This is a genomic window from Pseudomonas purpurea (assembly GCF_039908635.1).
Classification (GTDB): Bacteria; Pseudomonadota; Gammaproteobacteria; order Pseudomonadales; family Pseudomonadaceae; genus Aquipseudomonas; species Aquipseudomonas purpurea.
On record NZ_CP150918.1, the window covers coordinates 932,080 to 950,921 of the forward strand.

The 18,842-nt window shown below is 59.0% G+C and carries 14 protein-coding genes and 2 pseudogenes; 12 read left to right on the forward strand and 4 right to left on the reverse strand.

Annotated features, from left to right (window positions below; translation table 11 throughout):
• Window positions 1-68: 68 nt before the first annotated feature.
• Window positions 69-1,764: pseudogene (locus AABM54_RS04180) on the reverse strand (lactate permease LctP family transporter).
• Between the two features lie 261 nt (window positions 1,765-2,025).
• Between AABM54_RS04180 and AABM54_RS04185 the strand changes: the two are divergent.
• Window positions 2,026-2,793: an FCD domain-containing protein gene (locus tag AABM54_RS04185; RefSeq protein ID WP_347903983.1), complete on the forward strand. Its 768-nt coding sequence runs from the start codon at window positions 2,026-2,028 to the stop codon at window positions 2,791-2,793.
• A 148-nt stretch (window positions 2,794-2,941) separates the two neighbouring features.
• On the opposite strand, the gene smpB is transcribed toward AABM54_RS04185, so the two are convergent.
• Window positions 2,942-3,424 (reverse strand): SsrA-binding protein SmpB, encoded by a 483-nt coding sequence (gene smpB / locus AABM54_RS04190; protein WP_131060797.1) that lies wholly within the window; start codon window positions 3,422-3,424, stop codon window positions 2,942-2,944.
• A gap of 118 nt (window positions 3,425-3,542) precedes the next feature.
• Here smpB and AABM54_RS04195 point away from each other — a divergent pair, with 118 nt between their 5' ends.
• The 3 genes from AABM54_RS04195 to AABM54_RS04205 are packed head-to-tail and all read left to right on the forward strand — an operon-like array spanning window position 3,543 to window position 5,698.
• A complete protein-coding gene (locus tag AABM54_RS04195; protein ID WP_347903984.1) occupies window positions 3,543-4,946 on the forward strand; it encodes a sodium-dependent transporter in 1,404 nt (467 codons plus the stop codon).
• Window positions 4,947-4,953: 7 nt separating this feature from the next.
• Window positions 4,954-5,388, forward strand: coding sequence for a type II toxin-antitoxin system RatA family toxin (locus AABM54_RS04200; RefSeq protein ID WP_347903985.1), 435 nt, complete (start codon window positions 4,954-4,956; stop codon window positions 5,386-5,388).
• Window positions 5,381-5,698, forward strand: a complete 318-nt coding sequence (locus tag AABM54_RS04205; RefSeq protein WP_347903987.1) for an RnfH family protein — start codon at window positions 5,381-5,383, stop codon at window positions 5,696-5,698. The genes AABM54_RS04200 and AABM54_RS04205 overlap by 8 nt, the downstream gene beginning before the upstream one ends.
• A gap of 61 nt (window positions 5,699-5,759) precedes the next feature.
• Here the strand turns inward: AABM54_RS04205 and AABM54_RS04210 are convergent, their stop codons facing one another.
• Window positions 5,760-6,287, reverse strand: coding sequence for an outer membrane protein assembly factor BamE (locus AABM54_RS04210; protein WP_347903988.1), 528 nt, complete (start codon window positions 6,285-6,287; stop codon window positions 5,760-5,762).
• 97 nt (window positions 6,288-6,384) lie between these two features.
• On the opposite strand from AABM54_RS04210, the gene fur reads away from it, so the two are divergent.
• The gene (fur, locus tag AABM54_RS04215; RefSeq protein WP_064382593.1) at window positions 6,385-6,789 is read left to right on the forward strand and encodes a ferric iron uptake transcriptional regulator; all 405 of its coding nucleotides are present in this window, start codon (window positions 6,385-6,387) and stop codon (window positions 6,787-6,789) included.
• A 75-nt stretch (window positions 6,790-6,864) separates the two neighbouring features.
• Here the strand turns inward: fur and recN are convergent, their stop codons facing one another.
• Entirely contained in the window at window positions 6,865-8,538 is a 1,674-nt protein-coding gene (gene recN, locus AABM54_RS04220) for a DNA repair protein RecN (RefSeq protein WP_347903991.1), read from the reverse strand.
• A gap of 250 nt (window positions 8,539-8,788) precedes the next feature.
• On the opposite strand from recN, the gene grpE reads away from it, so the two are divergent.
• From grpE to greA, 7 genes and pseudogenes are all read left to right on the forward strand, one after another.
• Window positions 8,789-9,355 (forward strand): nucleotide exchange factor GrpE, encoded by a 567-nt coding sequence (grpE, locus tag AABM54_RS04225; protein ID WP_095169477.1) that lies wholly within the window; start codon window positions 8,789-8,791, stop codon window positions 9,353-9,355.
• Window positions 9,356-9,457: 102 nt separating this feature from the next.
• Window positions 9,458-11,374: a molecular chaperone DnaK gene (gene dnaK, locus AABM54_RS04230; protein WP_347903992.1), complete on the forward strand. Its 1,917-nt coding sequence runs from the start codon at window positions 9,458-9,460 to the stop codon at window positions 11,372-11,374.
• A gap of 297 nt (window positions 11,375-11,671) precedes the next feature.
• Window positions 11,672-12,796, forward strand: a complete 1,125-nt coding sequence (gene dnaJ, locus AABM54_RS04235; protein ID WP_347903993.1) for a molecular chaperone DnaJ — start codon at window positions 11,672-11,674, stop codon at window positions 12,794-12,796.
• Between the two features lie 10 nt (window positions 12,797-12,806).
• Window positions 12,807-13,613, forward strand: coding sequence for a 4-hydroxy-tetrahydrodipicolinate reductase (gene dapB, locus AABM54_RS04240; protein ID WP_347903995.1), 807 nt, complete (start codon window positions 12,807-12,809; stop codon window positions 13,611-13,613).
• A 257-nt stretch (window positions 13,614-13,870) separates the two neighbouring features.
• Window positions 13,871-15,007 carry a glutamine-hydrolyzing carbamoyl-phosphate synthase small subunit gene (gene carA / locus AABM54_RS04245; protein WP_347903997.1) on the forward strand — a complete coding sequence of 379 codons (1,137 nt, stop codon included), beginning with the start codon at window positions 13,871-13,873 and terminating at the stop codon, window positions 15,005-15,007.
• Between the two features lie 135 nt (window positions 15,008-15,142).
• Window positions 15,143-18,365, forward strand: a pseudogene (gene carB, locus AABM54_RS04250) (carbamoyl-phosphate synthase large subunit).
• Window positions 18,362-18,838, forward strand: coding sequence for a transcription elongation factor GreA (greA, locus tag AABM54_RS04255; protein ID WP_347903999.1), 477 nt, complete (start codon window positions 18,362-18,364; stop codon window positions 18,836-18,838). Before carB ends, greA begins: the two are co-directional and overlap by 4 nt.
• The last annotated feature ends 4 nt before the right edge of the window (window positions 18,839-18,842 follow it).

Sequence of the window (18,842 nt, forward strand, 5' to 3'; positions counted from 1 at the left end):
ACCGGGTTGTGAGTCGCTGACGCCAGGGTCAAAGCCCGGTGTCGGTTCTTTCTGTGTTGCTTGTGGAACTAGTGCACCAGCATGCCGGTGAACCAGTAGGCCCTGGGCCAGCGTAATCAGGCCGACAATCGTGGCAAAGAATAGGCTGTGCTTGAGGGTGAAGCGGAACAGGTCGGATTCCTTGCCCACCAGGCCGGTCGCTGCGCAGGCCACGGCAATCGACTGTGGCGAAATCATTTTGCCGGTCACGCCACCGCTGGTGTTGGCGGCGACCAGCAATACGTCACTGACGCCGATCTGGTGCGCGGTGGTCGCTTGCAGCGAACTGAACAGCGCATTGGATGAGGTGTCGGAGCCGGTCAGGAATACGCCAAGCCAGCCGAGGAATGGCGAGAAGAACGGGAAGGCTGCCCCCGTGGCGGCCAGTACCAGCGCCATGGTCGACGACATGCCCGAATAGTTGGTGACGAAGGCGAAGGCCAGCACCATGCCGATCGACAGAATAGGCCAGCGCAGCTCAAAGAAGGTTTCTTTCAAAGTGGTCAGACCAATTTTGAAATTGATCTTCAACACCAGCATCGAGATCAGTGCGGAGAAGAAAATCGCCGTGCCGGTCGCCGAAATCGGATCGAGCTTGAACACGGCTGGAATGGCGGTCGGGTTAGTCACGATCGGCGCTACCTTGATCACCATTTGATCCAGGTGCGGGATCGCGAAGTTGAACACCCAGCCATACATCGAGCCGCCAGCGGCGAACATTGCCTTGAAGGGTTTCAGGGTCCAGATGGTCACCAGCACGGTGAGGATCAGGAACGGTGACCAGGCTTTGAGGATTGCGCCAAAGCTGTACGGCGAAGCGACGGTGGTGCGCTTCTGGCCAAAGCCACCGACGCTGGCGGTGACGACGGTGTCCGAGGTGACGCCGGCAATCTGCGCGCCTGCGGTCCGTTTTGGCTGCCAGACTTTCAGGAACAAGGTCAGGGACACCAGGCTGGCCAGGGCCGAGGTGATGTCCGGCAGTTCCGGGCCAATGAAGTTCGAGGTGAAGTATTGGGTGATGGCAAAGCTCAGGCCGGCCACCAGTGCAGCGGGCCAGGTTTCGCGCACGCCGCGCAGGCCATCCATCATGAACACCAGCCAGAACGGCACGAACAGCGACAACAGCGGCAGTTGGCGGCCGGTCATGGCGCCGATCTTGAACGCGTCGATGCCCGTCACCTGGCCGGCCACGATGATCGGAATCCCCAGGGCGCCGAATGCCACCGGGGCGGTGTTGGCGATCAGGCACAGGCCTGCGGCGTACAGCGGGTTGAAACCAAGACCAACCAGCAGCGCGGCGGTGATCGCCACGGGGGCGCCGAAACCGGCAGCACCTTCCAGGAAGGCGCCGAAGCAGAAACCGATCAGCAGCACTTGCAGGCGCTGGTCGTCGGTGATCGACAGCACCGAGCTGCGGATCACTTCGAACTGGCCGCTCTTGACCGTCAGTTTGTAGAGGAATACGGCGGCGACGATGATCCAGGCAATCGGCCACAGTCCGTAGGCAAAGCCATAACCTGCGGCGGCAAACGCCATGTCGACCGGCATCTTGAAGGCAAAGATCGCCACCAGGATCGACAGCGCCAGGGTAATGCTCCCGGCGACGTGTCCTTTGAGGCGGAACACGGCCAAGGCCAGGAAGAAAAATACGATGGGGATAACGGCCGCGAGCGCGGATAAGCCAAGGCTGCCGAGTGGGCTGTAAAGCTGTTGCCAGGTTTGCATATGGGGTGGCCCCTAATTGTTGTTGGTCAGGCACTGTCAGCGTTTTTGGATAATTGGTAATACCAATTTACAATCGCTGTCGGCTAGGTTAAAAGCCTTAAGCGTGGTGTGTCAATTTGTCGCTCTGGAAATTTTGTTGAATGAGCGGCGCAGAGGGCATCTGATCTGTTTGATCAATCGCTGTCTGGTAGGTGCTGGCGCGGCGGCAATAGGCCAGAATAGAGAGCCCGGCGAGCTGTCGGGATCGTGGAGAAATGAGTTATGGGGTTTGATCAGATTCGTCAGCGCCGTTTGTCTGACGATATTGTCGAGCAGCTCGAGGGGATGATTCTCGAGGGCACGCTGAAGTCCGGTGAGCGCTTGCCGGCGGAGCGGGCATTGGCCGAGCAGTTCGGCGTGTCCCGTCCTTCGTTGCGCGAGGCGATTCAGAAACTGGCGGCCAAAGGGTTGCTGGTCAGTCGCCAGGGCGGCGGCAATTACGTGGTCGAATCCCTGGGTTCAACGTTCAGCGATCCGTTGTTGCAGCTGTTGGAAAGTAACCCTGAAGCCCAGCGCGATCTGTTGGAGTTCCGTCATACCCTGGAAGCCTCCTGCGCTTATTACGCCGCGCTGCGGGCGACCGATGTTGATCGCGAGCGCTTGACCTCGGCATTTGAAGAGTTGCAGGACTGCTATACGCGTCATGACGAAGTGAGCCGGGCGGAAGAGGGTGCGGCAGATGCGAAATTCCACCTGGCCATTGCTGAAGCCAGTCACAACGCGGTGTTGCTGCACACCATTCGCGGGCTGTTTGATCTGCTCAAGCGCAACGTGGTGACCAACATCGGCGGCATGTACAAACAGCGCACCGAAACCCGCGACATGCTGATCAGTCAGCACCGGGATTTGTATCAGGCAATTATCGAGGGGCATGCGGAGCAGGCGCGGGAAGTTTCCAGCCGACACATTTTGTATGTGCAGGAAGTGCTCGAGGAAGTGCGTCAGGAAGTGCAGCGCATGGCTCGGGCGGAGCGACGCAAGGGGATGTAGTCAGTTTACTGTGGCGAGGGAGCTTGCTCCCGCTGGGGCGCGAAGCGGCCCCCCGGGTCAGCACCGTTAAGCAGATCGTTTATGACTGCTTCGCAGCCGAGCGGGAGCAAGCGCCCTCGCCACAAAAGCCGCGATCAGGCCGAAAGAATTACTCTTCCTTGCCCTTGTTCCGCACGGCGCGCTGCAGCTCGCGGCCGGCGTCGCGTTCGCGCTCGGTATCACGCTTGTCGTATTCCTTCTTGCCCTTGCCCAAAGCGATCTCGCACTTGACCATGTGCTTGCTCCAGTACCAGGACAGGCACACGCAGGCATAACCTTTTTGCTGCACGGCTGCGGCCAGCTTTTCCAGCTCGCGCCGGTTGAGCAGCAATTTTCGGGTGCGGGTCGGATCAGCGATGACGTGGGTGCTGGCGGTCATCAGCGGCGTAATGTGGCTGCCGAGCAGCCAGGCTTCGCCATCCTTGAGCAGCACGTAACTGTCAACCAGTTGCAGCTTGCTTGCCCGCAGACTTTTTACTTCCCAGCCGGCCAGGACCAGACCAGCCTCGAACCGGTGTTCGATGAAGTAATCGTGTCGCGCCTTTTTATTCTGCGCGATGGTCCCTGTAGGGTGTTTCTTCTGTTTAGCCATAGGGGCGGCATTATAGGCAGTTGCACGCGAGTCGGCTACGGTGAACCTGCGTGCTTGAGCGCATTGAGTGAATCCCGGACAATGCGCCCTCTTTTTTGAACGCTTGGGCGTGATAACGATGTCGACAGACAAGGTTTCTGTCCACGGCAGTTGGGCTAGCCGCTGGGTCTTCATACTCGCTGCGACCGGTTCGGCCGTGGGCCTGGGTAGTATCTGGAAATTCCCCTACATGGTCGGCGTCTATGGCGGCGGCGCGTTCGTGCTGGTGTTTCTGGCCTGTATCGCGCTGATCGGCGTGCCGGTGATGTTGGCCGAAACCCTGATCGGACGTCGTGCGCGGCAAAGTCCGGCAAATGCCTTGAAGGTGCTGGCGCTGGAAGCCGGACATTCGGCGAAGTGGTCCTGGGGCGCGTTTGCCGGGATGATCACGGCGCTGCTGATCCTGTCTTTTTATAGTGTGGTGGGCGGCTGGTCGCTCGACTACATCATCGACATGGGCCGTGGAGACTTCCAGGGCGTCACGGCGGATCAGGTTGGCGCGTACTTCAACGGGGTCATCTCCGATCCATGGCGGCTGACGTTGTGGCACACCATTTTCATGCTGCTCTCGGCGGTCGTCATTGCCAAAGGCGTGGTGGCCGGACTTGAGCGCAGCCTGCGGATCATGATGCCCATGCTGTTCGTGATGCTGGTGATTCTGCTGGGTTACAGCCTGACCACCGGGCATTTCATGGACGGCGTGCATTTCATGTTCGACTTCGACTCGTCGAAGGTGCTCGACGGCTTGCTACCGGCCATGGGCCATGCGTTCTTCTCCCTGAGCGTGGGCGTTGGTTCGATCATGATCTATGGCGCTTACATGCCGAAGAACTCGTCGATCTCCGGGACTATTGTCGGTGTAGCGCTGCTCGATACGTTCGTGTCGTTGCTGGCCGGCCTGGCGTTGTTTCCAATTGTGTTCGCCGCCGGCCTGAACCCAAGCGAAGGGCCAGGGCTGATGTTCGTCAGCCTGCCATTTGCCTTTGGTAACGTGGCCTTCGGTCAATTGATGGGGGTGGTTTTCTTCGTGCTGGTGGCGATTGCCGCCTGGAGTTCGGCGATTTCGTTGCTTGAGCCGATGGTGGCTTACCTGGTTGAGCGGACCAGGATCCGTCGCGGTTGGGTCACATTCTGGCTGGCGTTCAGTTGCTGGTTCGTGGGCCTGGGTACTGTGTTCTCTTTCAATATCTGGAAGCAGGCCAAGTTTTTCGTGAACGACGGCGGGGTTTTTCACCTCTACCAGTGGGGGGCGGAGCATGGTCTGGATTTCTTCGGTGTAATCGACTTCTTTACCTCGCGAATCATGCTGCCGCTGGGCGGTTTGTGCTTCGTGGTGTTTGCCGGTTGGGTCATGGGGCGTGAAACGGTGCGCGATGAGCTGTCGATCCGCAGCCCTGTGCTGTTTGCCCTGACCTTGTTCTTGATGCGCTATGTGGCGCCCATCGGCATTCTTGTAGTGTTTGCCGCCCAGCTGTGGAAGTGACGCTGACATGACGACTCACATTCAACGTTCGGCCCTGTTGCCGTACCCGGCGCAGGCGCTCTATGACCTGGTCAATGATGTGGCGCACTACCCGGAGTTTCTGCCGTGGTGCTCGTCGGCCGAGGTGCTGGAAAGCTCCGATGTGCATATGCGTGCCAGTGTCGGTGTCGCAAAGGCCGGTTTAAGCCAGCATTTCGTCACGCGTAACACGCTGGTGCCGGGGCATTCGATCGAGATGAACCTTGAGGAAGGGCCGTTCAATCAATTGCACGGCGTCTGGACGTTCAAGTCGCTGGGAGAGAAGGCCTGCAAGATCAGCCTCGATCTGTCGTTCGATTACGCGGGGCCGATTGTTCGGGCAACCCTGGGGCCGTTGTTCAACCAGGCAGCCAACACGCTGGTCGATGCTTTCTGTCAGCGTGCCAAGCAGTTGTATGGTTGAGTCGTTGATTGATGTCGAGGTGGTGTATGCCGCCGTCGACCGTCAGGAGCTACTCACGGTGGCGGTGCCGGTCGGCTCGACAATACGAACGGCTTTGTTGAGGTCGGGGATTGGCGAGCGGTTCCCGGAGCTTGATCTGGCGAGTTGTCCGGTTGGAATCTTCGGCAAGGTCATCGCTGATCCGCAGCAGCGTGAAGTGTTGGCCGGGGACCGGATCGAAATTTACCGGCCTCTGCTGGCCGACCCCAAGGAAGTGCGTCGATTGCGAGCGGCTAAGGCCGCAGCCGAGGCCAAGGCGCGGGATCAATAGATTTCCTGAAGCACAGACAACAAAAAGCCCGGACATGCCGGGCTTTTTGTTGTGTCGCCATTTATTGCGGCGAGGTGTCCAACGGTTCTGGTGTTGGCACCGGAACGGCTTTTACGCCGTCCACGTCTTTCTGGATCTGATCCAGCAGGGAGCCCGGCTTGACCGGTTTCTCTGGTTTCGGCTTCTCGACGTTTTCAGCGGGAGCGGTCACGGTCGTGGCGCTGTCCTTGCCGAGAATGGCTTCGTCGCGGCTCACGCCAGGCATGAAATCGCCCGACAGGCTGACGAGTTGGTCGTTGGCGTTGAAGATAACGCTGACGCGTTCCTGTTGGCGCTCACCGCCGCCTGGCTGCAGGCTATACAAATAATCCCAGCGATCGGCATGGAACGTGTCGGTCAGCAGGGGGTTGCCCATAATAAACCGTACTTGCCGACGGGTCATTCCCGGGCGTAACTGGTCTATCATGTCCTGCGTGACGACATTGCCCTGCTGGATGTCGATTTTGTAAACCCCGGGGAATGAACAACCGGCGAGTGCGAGCAGTCCCACGAAGGTGAAACTGGTTAGCAAGAGCTTGGTGTTTTGCATCGGTGGGCGACTTCCACTATCTTGGCTGGGACAACGTAAACGCCGATCATACCCGCATTAAGAGAAGCTGCGAAGCAGCATCGCGAGAAAGCTGACCATGGTTGAAAATAGCGAACTACGCAAAGCCGGCCTCAAAGTGACCCTGCCACGGGTCAAAATTCTGCAAATGCTCGATTCCACCGAGCAACGTCACATGAGCGCCGAGGATGTTTACAAGGCGTTGATGGAAGCGGGCGAGGATGTCGGTCTGGCCACGGTTTACCGTGTTCTGACTCAATTCGAAGCGGCTGGCCTTGTGGTCCGCCACAACTTCGACGGCGGCCACGCGGTCTTCGAACTGGCTGATGGCGGCCACCACGACCATATGGTCAACGTGGAGTCTGGCGAAGTGATCGAATTCTTCGACGAAGAAATCGAAAAGCTTCAGAAGGCGATCGTCGAGAAGCACGGCTACGAGATGGTGGATCACAATCTTGTGCTGTACGTACGCAAGAAAAAGTAAGCATGTCGCGCGGACTCAAGTCCGCGAAACGAACGAAGGCGACCCAAGGGTCGCCTTCGTGCTTTCTGCTGTTGATCAGATCTTTGCCGTTACGACCATTTTCTTTGCGTGAGCCAAGGACTCCTTGGTCAGGTCGATTCCGCCCAGCATCCGGGCCACTTCTTCTATCCGCTCGTTTTTGCTCAGCTTCGACACGGCTGTGTGCGTCGCGTCGTGGCCGCGAACCTTGTGCACAAATAGATGTTGATGACCCTGGGACGCCACTTGCGGCAAGTGGGTGACCGTCAGCACTTGGCCGCGCTCGCCCAGGCGGCGCAGCAGTTGGCCGACAATTTCAGCCGTCGGGCCGCCGATACCCACGTCCACTTCGTCAAATACCAGCGTCGGTACTCGTGAGGTTTGCGCGGTAATGACCTGGATCGCGAGGCTGATCCGTGACAGTTCGCCACCTGACGCGACCTTGGCCAGCGCTTTGAGCGGTTGTCCGGGGTTGGCACTGACCAGCAATTCCACCTGTTCCAGGCCATTGGGCAGTAGTTCGGTGCTGCTGTTGGGGCGCAATTCGATGGTGAAGCGACCACCGGGCATGCCCAGGCGCTGGATTTCCTGTTCGACGGCGCTGGCCAGGCGGGTGGACGCCTGATGGCGCAGATCGCTGAGCTCTCGGGCTTTTTCCTGATAGTGCCGGGCGTATGCGCCCAGTTCTTCGCTCAGTCGCTCGATGGACTCGTCGTTGGCATTGAGTGTTTCAATTTCGTCCAGCAGTCGCTGTTGGAGTTCCGCGACGTCCGTGGGTTGAATCCGGTGTTTGCGTGCCAGGGTGTAGATCGCGTCGAGGCGTTCTTCCAGTTGCTGGAGGCGTGCCGGGTCGGCGTCGAAGTTATCGAGGAAGCGGTTGAGTTCGCCGACCGCTTCTTCAACCTGGATCTGTGCGCTGGTCAGCAGGTTGGTCGCCTCGCCCAGTGCGACCACCGAGTTATTGACGCTCGACAGGCGATTGAGGCTGGCGGTCAGGGCATTCAGGACATTGCCCGAATCACTCTCGCTGCATTGCTCGACCACTTGGCGGCAAATGCCCAGCAAGGTTTCAGCGTTAGTCAGGTTCTTGTGTTCCTGCTCCAGGTGTTCCAGCTCGTTTTCGCCGAGGCCTAGGTTTTCCAGTTCTTCGAGTTGATAGCTGAGCAACTGGTGGCGCGCGCGTTGTTCGTCGCCGGAGTTGGAGAGCCGTTCCAGTTCCTGGCGGGTCTGGCGCCAGCGTTGGGCGGCCAGTTGCACCTGGCGGGCGAGGTCCGTGGCGCCTGCGAACTCGTCGAGCAGGCGGCGGTGGGTGTCGGTTTTGAGCAGGGATTGGTGCTCGTGCTGGCTGTGGATATCAATCAGCAGTTCGCCGAGGGCTTTCAGGTCGCCAAGGGGGCAGGGGCTGCCATTGATATAGCCGCGTGAGCGACCTTCGGCGGTGATGACCCGGCGCAGGATGCACGGCCCTTCGCTTTCCAGGTCGCGTTCGGCCAGCCATGCGCTGGCTTCGGGAATGTCGGCAAGGTCGAAGGTGGCCAGGATATCGGCCTTGTCGGCGCCCGGGCGCACGACGCCGCTGTCGGCGCGGTCGCCGAGGGTCAGGCCCAGGGCGTCGAGCATGATCGACTTGCCGGCGCCGGTTTCCCCTGTGATCACGCTCATCCCGCGATCAAGTTCCAGATCGAGATGTTCAACGATGGCGTAGTTATGTACGGACAGGTGCACCAGCATAGAGGCCGCTCCCAGGCTTTAGGTCTGGTTATTTATACAGTGTTTTGTTTCTGGCTGACAATGCCCACGTTTAGCTCGATTTGCTTGAGAGTCGGGTTTTCTTATTGCGAAGCAGAATGCTATCTCACGCATTTTTGTAAGGTTAATCACGCGTACCACGACTTCAGCCCTTGAACCTGAAAATTGCGGCCCCATATACCGGGGCAGAAGCGCGAGTCGAGTTCGCGCACGATTTTGAAAGGAGAAATCTATGGCTGACGAACAGACGCTGGATACGCAAAATCTAGACGCCAATCAGGCTCCCCAAGCATCGGGTGAAGACCTGGTGGCTCGTGTACAAGTGCTCGAAGAGCAACTGGCTGGCGCTCAGGATCAGGCTTTGCGTGTTGCCGCCGATCTGCAGAACGTCCGCCGTCGCGCCGAGCAGGATGTAGAGAAAGCTCACAAATTCGCGCTGGAAAAATTTGCCGGCGACCTGCTGCCGATCATCGACAGCCTGGAGCGTGGCCTGGAATTGTCCAACCCGGACGACGAAAGCATTCGCCCGATGCGTGAAGGCATCGAGCTGACCCTGAAAATGTTCCAGGACACTCTGAAACGTTATCAGTTGGAAGCGATCGATCCGGAAGGCGAGCCGTTCAACGCCGAGCATCACCAGGCCATGGCGATGCAGGAAAGTGCCGACATGGAACCCAACAGCGTGCTGAAGGTGTTCCAGAAGGGCTACGTGCTCAACGGTCGCCTGCTGCGCCCGGCCATGGTCGTGGTCAGCAAGGCGCCAGCGCCGGTTTCGCCTTCGATTGACGAGCAGGCTTGAAATCCGCCGCAAGGCCCCCATTTATAAGTCAAGCGTTTAAGTGCTACCGCAGTTAGCCACCACTGCTGCGGCAACCAAATCCAAAGTTTCGGGAGAGTGAACATGGGCAAAATTATCGGTATCGACCTGGGGACTACCAACTCCTGCGTCTCCATTCTTGAAAACGGCAACGTAAAAGTTATCGAAAACGCCGAAGGCGCGCGCACCACGCCGTCGATCGTTGCCTACGCCAACGATGGCGAAATCCTGGTTGGCCAGTCGGCCAAGCGTCAGGCAGTGACCAATCCGCACAACACCCTGTACGCGGTGAAGCGTTTGATCGGTCGTCGCTTCGAAGAAGAAGTGGTTCAGAAAGACATTCAGATGGTCCCTTACAAGATCGTCAAGGCTGACAACGCCGACGCCTGGGTTGAAGTGAACGGCCAGAAAATGTCGCCGCCACAGATCTCGGCTGAAATCCTGAAAAAAATGAAGAAAACCGCCGAAGACTACCTCGGCGAAGCAGTGACCGAAGCGGTGATCACCGTTCCTGCCTACTTCAACGACAGTCAGCGTCAGGCGACTAAAGACGCCGGCCGTATTGCTGGCCTGGACGTAAAACGTATCATCAACGAACCAACCGCAGCCGCTCTGGCTTACGGTATGGACAAGGCCAAGGGCGATCACACCGTGATCGTTTATGACCTGGGTGGCGGTACTTTCGACGTATCGGTTATCGAAATCGCCGAAGTTGACGGTGAGCACCAGTTCGAAGTGTTGGCCACCAACGGTGACACGTTCCTGGGCGGCGAAGACTTTGACATTCGTCTGATCGACTACCTCGTTGACGAATTCAAGAAAGAAAGCGGCATGAACCTCAAAGGTGACCCGCTGGCGATGCAGCGCCTGAAAGAAGCCGCTGAAAAAGCCAAGATCGAGCTGTCTTCGAGCCTGCAGACCGACGTTAACCTGCCGTACATCACTGCAGACGCGACCGGTCCTAAGCACTTGAACGTGAAAATCTCCCGCGCCAAGCTGGAAGCGCTGGTTGAAGACCTGGTTCAACGCACCATCGAGCCTTGCCGCATCGCTCTGAAAGACTCGGGCATCGAAGTTGGCGCGATCAACGACGTGATCCTGGTCGGCGGTCAGACCCGTATGCCACTGGTTCAGAAGCTGGTGACCGAGTTCTTCGGTAAAGAAGCACGTAAAGACGTGAACCCGGACGAAGCAGTTGCCATGGGTGCTGCTATCCAGGGCGCGGTACTGGCCGGTGACGTGAAAGACGTTCTGCTGCTCGACGTCAGCCCGCTGACCCTGGGTATCGAAACCATGGGCGGCGTGATGACCGCGCTGATCGAGAAAAACACCACGATTCCTACCAAGAAATCGCAAGTGTTCTCGACGGCCGACGACAACCAGGGCGCAGTGACCATTCACGTGCTGCAAGGTGAGCGTAAGCAAGCGGCTCAGAACAAGTCCCTGGGCAAGTTCGACCTGGCCGAGATTCCACCAGCACCACGTGGCGTGCCACAAATTGAAGTGACCTTCGACATCGACGCCAACGGCATTCTGCACGTAGGCGCCAAAGACAAGGCTACCGGCAAGACTCAGTCGATCGTGATCAAGGCCAACTCCGGTCTGTCCGAGGAAGAAATTCAGCAGATGATTCGCGATGCTGAAACCAACGCTGACGAAGACCGCAAGTTCGAAGAGCTGGCCAGCGCCCGTAACCAAGGCGACGCCCTGGTTCACTCGACGCGCAAAATGATCGCTGACGCTGGCGACAAAGTGACTGCTGAAGAGAAGACTGCAATCGAAGCTGCCGTGGTTGCCCTGGAAGCCGCCGTCAAAGGCGACGACAAGGCTGCCATCGAAGCCAAGGTCGAAGAGCTGTCGAAAGTCTCTGCTCCAGTGGCACAGAAAATGTACGCCGAACAGGCTCAGCCAGCTGAAGGCGCGGCACCGCACGCTGAATCGGCTGAAAAGGCTGACGACGTAGTTGATGCCGAGTTCGAAGAAGTTAAAGACCACAAGTAAGTTGTTGGTCGGCCGGTTGACTGCCTTTGGGCGGTGACTGGTAGGATGTCGCCGCGCGGGAGCTTGCTCCCGCGTTGGCGTGTCTGGAGTAAGCGAATTTTTACAGGGTGCGACAACGCTCGCACGCTGTTGGTATGGCCGAGGATGCTCCTGCTTTTCGAGCCGAAAGTACCAAATCGAATCAAAGACCAGGATCGTTGAATTGACGTGAGTTGGGTCCGGGCCTGTATTGGGGCTCAACGAGTTTGGCGAAGCTCAGGAGAGGTTTGCCGGACGTCCTTAAGAGTGCAAAGACTTATGGCAAAGCGTGACTATTACGAAGTGTTGGGTGTTGAGCGTGGCACGAGCGAGGCGGACCTGAAAAAGGCCTACCGTCGTCTGGCGATGAAGCACCACCCGGACCGTAATCCCGACGACAAAGCGTCGGAAGAAAAATTCAAAGAGGCCAACGAGGCCTACGAAGTACTGTCCGATTCCAGCAAGCGCGCAGCGTACGACCAGTACGGTCACGCGGGTGTCGACCCAAGCATGGGTGGCGGCGGTGCCGGTTTTGGCGGTCAGAACTTCTCCGACATCTTCGGTGACGTGTTCAGTGATTTCTTCGGCGGCGGTCGCGGCGGTTCCCGTGGCGGCGCGCAGCGCGGCAGCGATTTGCGCTACACGCTGGAGCTGAACCTGGAAGAGGCGGTGCGCGGCACGACCGTGAATATCCGCGTTCCAACGCTGGTCAACTGCAAGCCGTGCGACGGTTCGGGTGCCAAGAAGGGCTCCGCGCCAGTTACATGCCCGACCTGCGGCGGCATCGGTCAGGTGCGCATGCAGCAAGGTTTCTTCTCGGTGCAGCAAACCTGCCCGCGTTGTCATGGCCAGGGCAAGATCATTTCCGATCCGTGCAACTCCTGCAACGGCGAAGGTCGCGTCGAAGAGTACAAGACCCTGTCGGTGAAAGTGCCGGCCGGTGTTGATACGGGCGACCGCATCCGCTTGTCTGGCGAAGGCGAGGCGGGCTCTCAGGGTGGGCCGACTGGCGACCTGTATGTGGTGATCAACGTGCGCGAGCACGCGATCTTCCAGCGTGACGGCAAACACCTGTTCTGCGAAGTGCCGATCAGCTTTGTCGATGCTGCATTGGGTGGCGAGCTGGAGATTCCGACTCTTGATGGTCGGGTCAAATTGAAGATTCCTGAAGGCACGCAAACCGGCAAGCAGTTCCGGGTGCGTGGCAAAGGCGTTGCGCCGGTGCGTGGCGGTGGTGCGGGCGACTTGATGTGCCGTGTGGCCGTCGAAACGCCGGTTAATCTGGGGCGCCGTCAGCGTGAGTTGCTGGAAGAATTCCGCAGTTCCCTGGCAGACGACAACAGCCACTCGCCGAAAACCACAGGTTGGTTCGAAGGCGTGAAGCGTTTCTTCGGCGATCTGTAAGGAGCCAGGTATGCGACGTATCGCGGTGATGGGCGCTGCCGGGCGCATGGGCAAGATCCTCATCGAGGCGGTGCAGCAACGCGCGCCTCTTACTGGTCTGACAGCGGCCATCGTGCGCCCTGGCAGCACGCTGATCGGCGTGGATGCCGGTGAGCTGGCCTCGCTGGGGCGTATCGGTGTTCCGCTGTCCGGTAATCTGGATGCGGTGGCGGATGAGTTCGATGTGCTGATCGACTTCACGCTCCCTGAGGTCATGCTGAAAAACCTGGCGTTCTGCCGTAAGGCAGGCAAAGCCATGGTGATCGGCACCACAGGCTTGGACGTCGCGCAGAAGCAGCTGCTGGCCGAGGCGGGCAAGGACATTGCGATTGTGTTCGCGGCCAACTTCAGTGTCGGTGTGAACCTGTCGCTGAAGCTGCTCGATATGGCGGCTCGCGTGCTGGGCGATGATGCGGATGTCGAAATCATCGAGGCTCATCATCGCAACAAGATTGACGCACCTTCAGGTACGGCGCTGCGCATGGGCGAAGTGATCGCCAGTGCGCTGGATCGTGACCTGCAAAAGGTTGCGGTCTATGGGCGTGAAGGCCATACCGGTGTGCGCGAGCGCGAAACCATTGGTTTTGCGACCGTTCGCGGTGGTGATGTGGTCGGTGATCATACGGTGCTGTTCGCCTGTGAGGGTGAGCGACTAGAGATCACGCACAAGGCGTCCGGCCGCATGACCTTCGCCAAGGGCGCAGTGCGTGCCGCGCTGTGGCTCGAGGGGCGTGAGCCTGGCTTGTATGACATGCAGGACGTGCTCGACCTGCATTGAGATGTGCCGAAAACAGGGTTTGAGCTCAGGTTTGAGCCCTGTTTTTAACCGCTAGGCGACGTCCTGTCGCATTCCCCTGCCTTTAAGGCTCTTTAGCGGTGGACCAAAAAAGCCTTTTTCTGTAAGCTATAGCTTTAGTGTGTCCACTAAAAGCGCGCAGATAATTCGATGAAGAAGCGGGGTGACGTGTCCATACGTCACTCCGCTTTTTTGCAACCTGCGATCGCCCCTTCAGGCTTTATTTACGGGAGGTCTTCTTGACTAAGCCAGCCATACTCGCCCTTGCTGATGGCAGCATTTTTCGCGGCGAAGCCATTGGAGCCGACGGTCAAACCGTTGGTGAGGTGGTGTTCAACACCGCCATGACCGGCTATCAGGAAATCCTTACCGATCCTTCCTACGCCCAACAGATCGTTACCCTGACTTACCCGCACATCGGCAATACCGGCACCACGCCGCAAGATGCCGAGTCTGACCGCGTCTGGTCTGCGGGCCTGGTGATTCGTGACCTGCCCCTGGTTGCGAGCAACTGGCGTAACACGATGTCCCTGTCCGATTACCTGAAAGCCAACAACGTTGTGGCCATCGCCGGTATCGACACTCGCCGCCTGACGCGCATCCTGCGTGAGAAAGGCGCGCAGAACGGCTGCATCATGGCAGGCGACAACATCTCCGACGAAGCGGCGATTGCCGCCGCGCGTGGCTTCCCGGGCCTGAAGGGCATGGATCTGGCGAAAGTCGTCAGCACCAAAGAGAAGTACGAGTGGCGCTCGACGGTCTGGGACCTGAAAACCGACAGTCACGCGACCATCGATGCCGGCGAACTGCCGCATCACGTGGTGGCCTTCGACTACGGCGTCAAGCTGAACATCCTGCGCATGCTGGTCGAGCGTGGCTGCCGCGTAACTGTGGTGCCGGCGCAAACCCCGGCCAGCGAAGTTCTGGCACTCAAGCCGGACGGCGTGTTCCTGTCCAACGGCCCGGGTGATCCGGAGCCTTGCGACTACGCGATCCAGGCGATCAAGGACATCCTTGAAACCGAAATCCCGGTGTTCGGCATCTGCCTTGGTCACCAACTGCTGGCCCTGGCCTCGGGCGCCAAGACCCTGAAAATGGGCCACGGCCACCACGGTGCCAACCACCCGGTCCAGGATCTGGACACCGGTGTCGTGATGATCACCAGCCAGAACCACGGTTTTGCGGTAGACGAAGCGACCCTGCCAGCCAACGTGCGTGCGATCCACAAATCGCTGTTCGACGGCACCCTGCAAGGCATCGAGCGTACCGACAAGAGCGCGTTCAGCTTCCAGGGTCACCCTGAAGCCAGCCCGGGTCCGAACGATGTAGCGCCACTGTTCGACCGCTTCATCAACGAGATGGCCAAGCGACGCTAACTGCTCGTCTTGATGTAGAGAAGTCGCCTGAGGGCGGCCCCGGAAACCGGCGGCCCCTTCAGGTACTTCAACGATTGTTCAAGGCGGCCTTTCCCTAGGGATTGCCGTCGGACCTGCGGATTTGAGTGAGTACCCATGCCAAAACGTACAGACATAAAAAGCATCCTGATTCTCGGCGCTGGCCCGATCGTGATCGGCCAGGCCTGCGAATTCGACTACTCCGGCGCCCAGGCTTGCAAAGCCCTGCGCGAGGAGGGTTACCGCGTCATCCTGGTGAACTCCAACCCAGCGACCATCATGACCGACCCGGCCATGGCCGACGCCACTTACATCGAGCCGATCAAGTGGCAGACCGTTGCCAAGATCATCGAGAAAGAGCGCCCGGACGCGCTGCTGCCGACCATGGGCGGCCAGACCGCTCTGAACTGCGCCCTGGACCTGGAGCGCGAAGGCGTTCTGGAGAAGTTCGGCGTAGAGATGATCGGCGCCAATGCCGACACCATCGACAAGGCTGAAGACCGTTCGCGTTTCGACAAGGCGATGAAATCCATCGGCCTGGACTGCCCGCGCTCCGGTATCGCCCACAGCATGGAAGAGGCCAACGCGGTCCTCGAGAAGCTGGGCTTCCCGTGCATCATTCGTCCGTCCTTCACCATGGGCGGCACCGGTGGCGGTATCGCTTACAACCGTGAAGAGTTCGAAGAAATCTGCGCCCGTGGTCTGGACCTGTCGCCGACCAAAGAGCTGCTGATCGACGAATCGCTGATCGGCTGGAAAGAGTACGAAATGGAGGTTGTCCGCGATAAGAAGGACAACTGCATCATCGTTTGCTCGATCGAAAACTTCGACCCGATGGGCGTGCACACCGGTGACTCGATCACCGTGGCTCCGGCGCAGACCCTGACCGACAAGGAATACCAGATCCTGCGTAACGCCTCCCTGGCGGTACTGCGCGAGATCGGCGTGGAAACCGGTGGCTCCAACGTCCAGTTCGGCATTTGCCCGGACACGGGCCGCATGGTAGTCATCGAGATGAACCCGCGCGTGTCCCGTTCCTCGGCGCTGGCCTCGAAAGCCACCGGTTTCCCGATTGCCAAGGTCGCGGCCAAGCTGGCGGTGGGTTACACCCTCGACGAGCTGTCGAACGACATCACCGGCGGCAAGACTCCGGCGTCCTTCGAGCCGTCCATCGACTACGTTGTGACCAAGCTGCCACGCTTTGCTTTCGAGAAGTTCGCCAAGGCTGACGCTCGCCTGACCACTCAGATGAAGTCGGTGGGTGAAGTCATGGCCATCGGCCGGACGTTCCAGGAATCCCTGCAGAAAGCCTTGCGCGGTCTGGAAGTGGGCGTTTGCGGCCTGGACCCGAAGCTCGACCTGAGCAACCCGGAAAGCATGAGTGTGCTCAAGCGCGAGCTGACCGTGCCGGGCGCCGAGCGTATCTGGTACGTGGCTGACGCTTTCCGTGCTGGCATGACCGTCGAAGATATTTTCGGCATGAACATGATCGATCCCTGGTTCCTGGTGCAGATCGAAGATCTGATCAAGGAAGAAGAGAAGGTCAAGACGCTGGGCATGGCCAGCATCGACCGCGACATGATGTTCCGCCTCAAGCGCAAAGGCTTCTCCGATCAGCGTCTGGCCAAGCTGCTGGGTGTGACCGAGAAGAGCTTGCGTGCCCACCGCCACAAGCTGGAAATTTTCCCGGTCTACAAGCGTGTTGACACCTGCGCGGCCGAGTTCGCCACCGACACCGCGTACCTGTACTCGACGTATGAAGAAGAGTGCGAAGCCGCGCCGTCGGGTCGCGACAAGATCATGATTCTGGGCGGCGGTCCAAACCGTATCGGCCAGGGCATCGAGTTCGACTACTGCTGCGTACACGCGGCACTGGCCCTGCGCGAAGACGGTTACGAGACCATCATGGTCAACTGCAACCCGGAAACCGTGTCCACCGACTACGACACCTCCGATCGCCTGTACTTCGAACCAGTGACCCTGGAAGACGTGCTGGAAATCGTCCGCGTCGAGAAGCCAAAAGGCGTGATCGTCCAGTACGGCGGCCAGACTCCGCTGAAACTGGCCCGCGCTCTTGAAGCGGCTGGCGTGCCGATCATCGGCACCAGCCCTGATGCCATCGACCGTGCCGAAGACCGTGAGCGTTTCCAGCAAATGGTTGAGCGCCTGAACCTGCGCCAGCCGCCAAACGCTACCGTGCGCAGCGAAGACGAAGCGATTCGCGCTGCTGGCAAGATCGGTTACCCGCTGGTGGTGCGTCCGTCCTATGTGCTGGGCGGCCGTGCGATGGAAATCGTCTACGAAGAAGAAGAACTCAAGCGCTACCTGCGTGAAGCGGTTCAAGTGTCCAACGACAGCCCGGTGCTGCTGGACCACTTCCTTAACTGCGCCATCGAAATGGACGTCGACGCAGTTTGCGACGGCACCGACGTGGTGATCGGCGCGATCATGCAGCACATCGAGCAGGGCCGGCGTTCACTCCGGTGACTCCGCATGCTCCTTGCCGCCGTACTCGCTGCCTGGGCATATCCAGGACGAGATGCGCGAGCAGGTCAAGAAAATGGCCCTGGAACTGGGTGTGGTCGGCCTGATGAACGTTCAGTTGGCGCTGCAAGGCGAAGACATCTACGTCATCGAAGTCAACCCGCGCGCTTCCCGAACCGTACCGTTCGTGTCCAAGTGCATCGGTGTTTCCCTGGCAATGATCGCGGCTCGCGTCATGGCCGGTAAAACCCTGAAGGAAATCGGTTTCACCAAGGAAATCATTCCAAACTTCTACAGCGTGAAAGAGGCGGTGTTCCCGTTCGCCAAATTCCCTGGCGTTGACCCGATCCTCGGCCCTGAGATGAAGTCCACCGGTGAAGTGATGGGCGTGGGTGATACCTTCGGTGAAGCGTTTGCCAAAGCCCAGATGGGTGCCAGCGAACTGCTGCCGACCGGCGGTACTGCGTTCATCAGTGTGCGTGACGACGACAAACCACTGGTTGCAGGCGTGGCCCGCGATCTGATCAACTTGGGCTTCGAAGTGGTTGCCACTGCCGGTACTGCCAAGCTGATCGAAGCCGCAGGCCTGAAAGTGCGTCGCGTGAACAAGGTGACCGAGGGTCGTCCGCACGTGGTCGACATGATCAAGAATGACGAAGTCACGCTGATCATCAACACCACTGAAGGTCGTCAGTCGATCGCCGACTCGTACTCCATTCGTCGTAATGCCTTGCAGCACAAGATTTACTGCACCACCACCATTGCTGCTGGCGAAGCTATCTGCGAAGCGCTCAAGTTCGGTCCGGAAAAGACCGTGCGTCGCTTGCAGGATCTACACGCAGGATTGAAGGCATGATCAAATACCCCATGACTGTCCAGGGCGCTCGCGCCCTGGAGGAAGAACACGCTCACCTGACCAAGGTCGTCCGTCCGAAGCTGAGCCAGGACATCGGTACGGCCCGCGAGTTGGGTGACTTGAAAGAAAACGCTGAATACCATGCTGCTCGCGAGCAGCAAGGTATGGTCGAGGCGCGGATCCGTGACATCGAAGGGCGCATGCAGAATGCGGTCATCATCGACGTCACGACCATTCCTCACTCCGGCAAAGTGATTTTTGGCACTACAGTCGAAATCGCCAACGTCGAGACGGACGAACGCGTCACTTACCACATCGTTGGCGAGGATGAAGCTGACTTCAAACTCGGCAAGATTTCGGTCGGCTCACCTTTGGCGCGTGCTTTGATCGCCAAGGAAGAGGGCGATGTGGTTGCCGTCAAAACGCCTGGCGGCGTTATCGAGTACGAGATTGTCGAAGTCCGCCACATCTGACAGG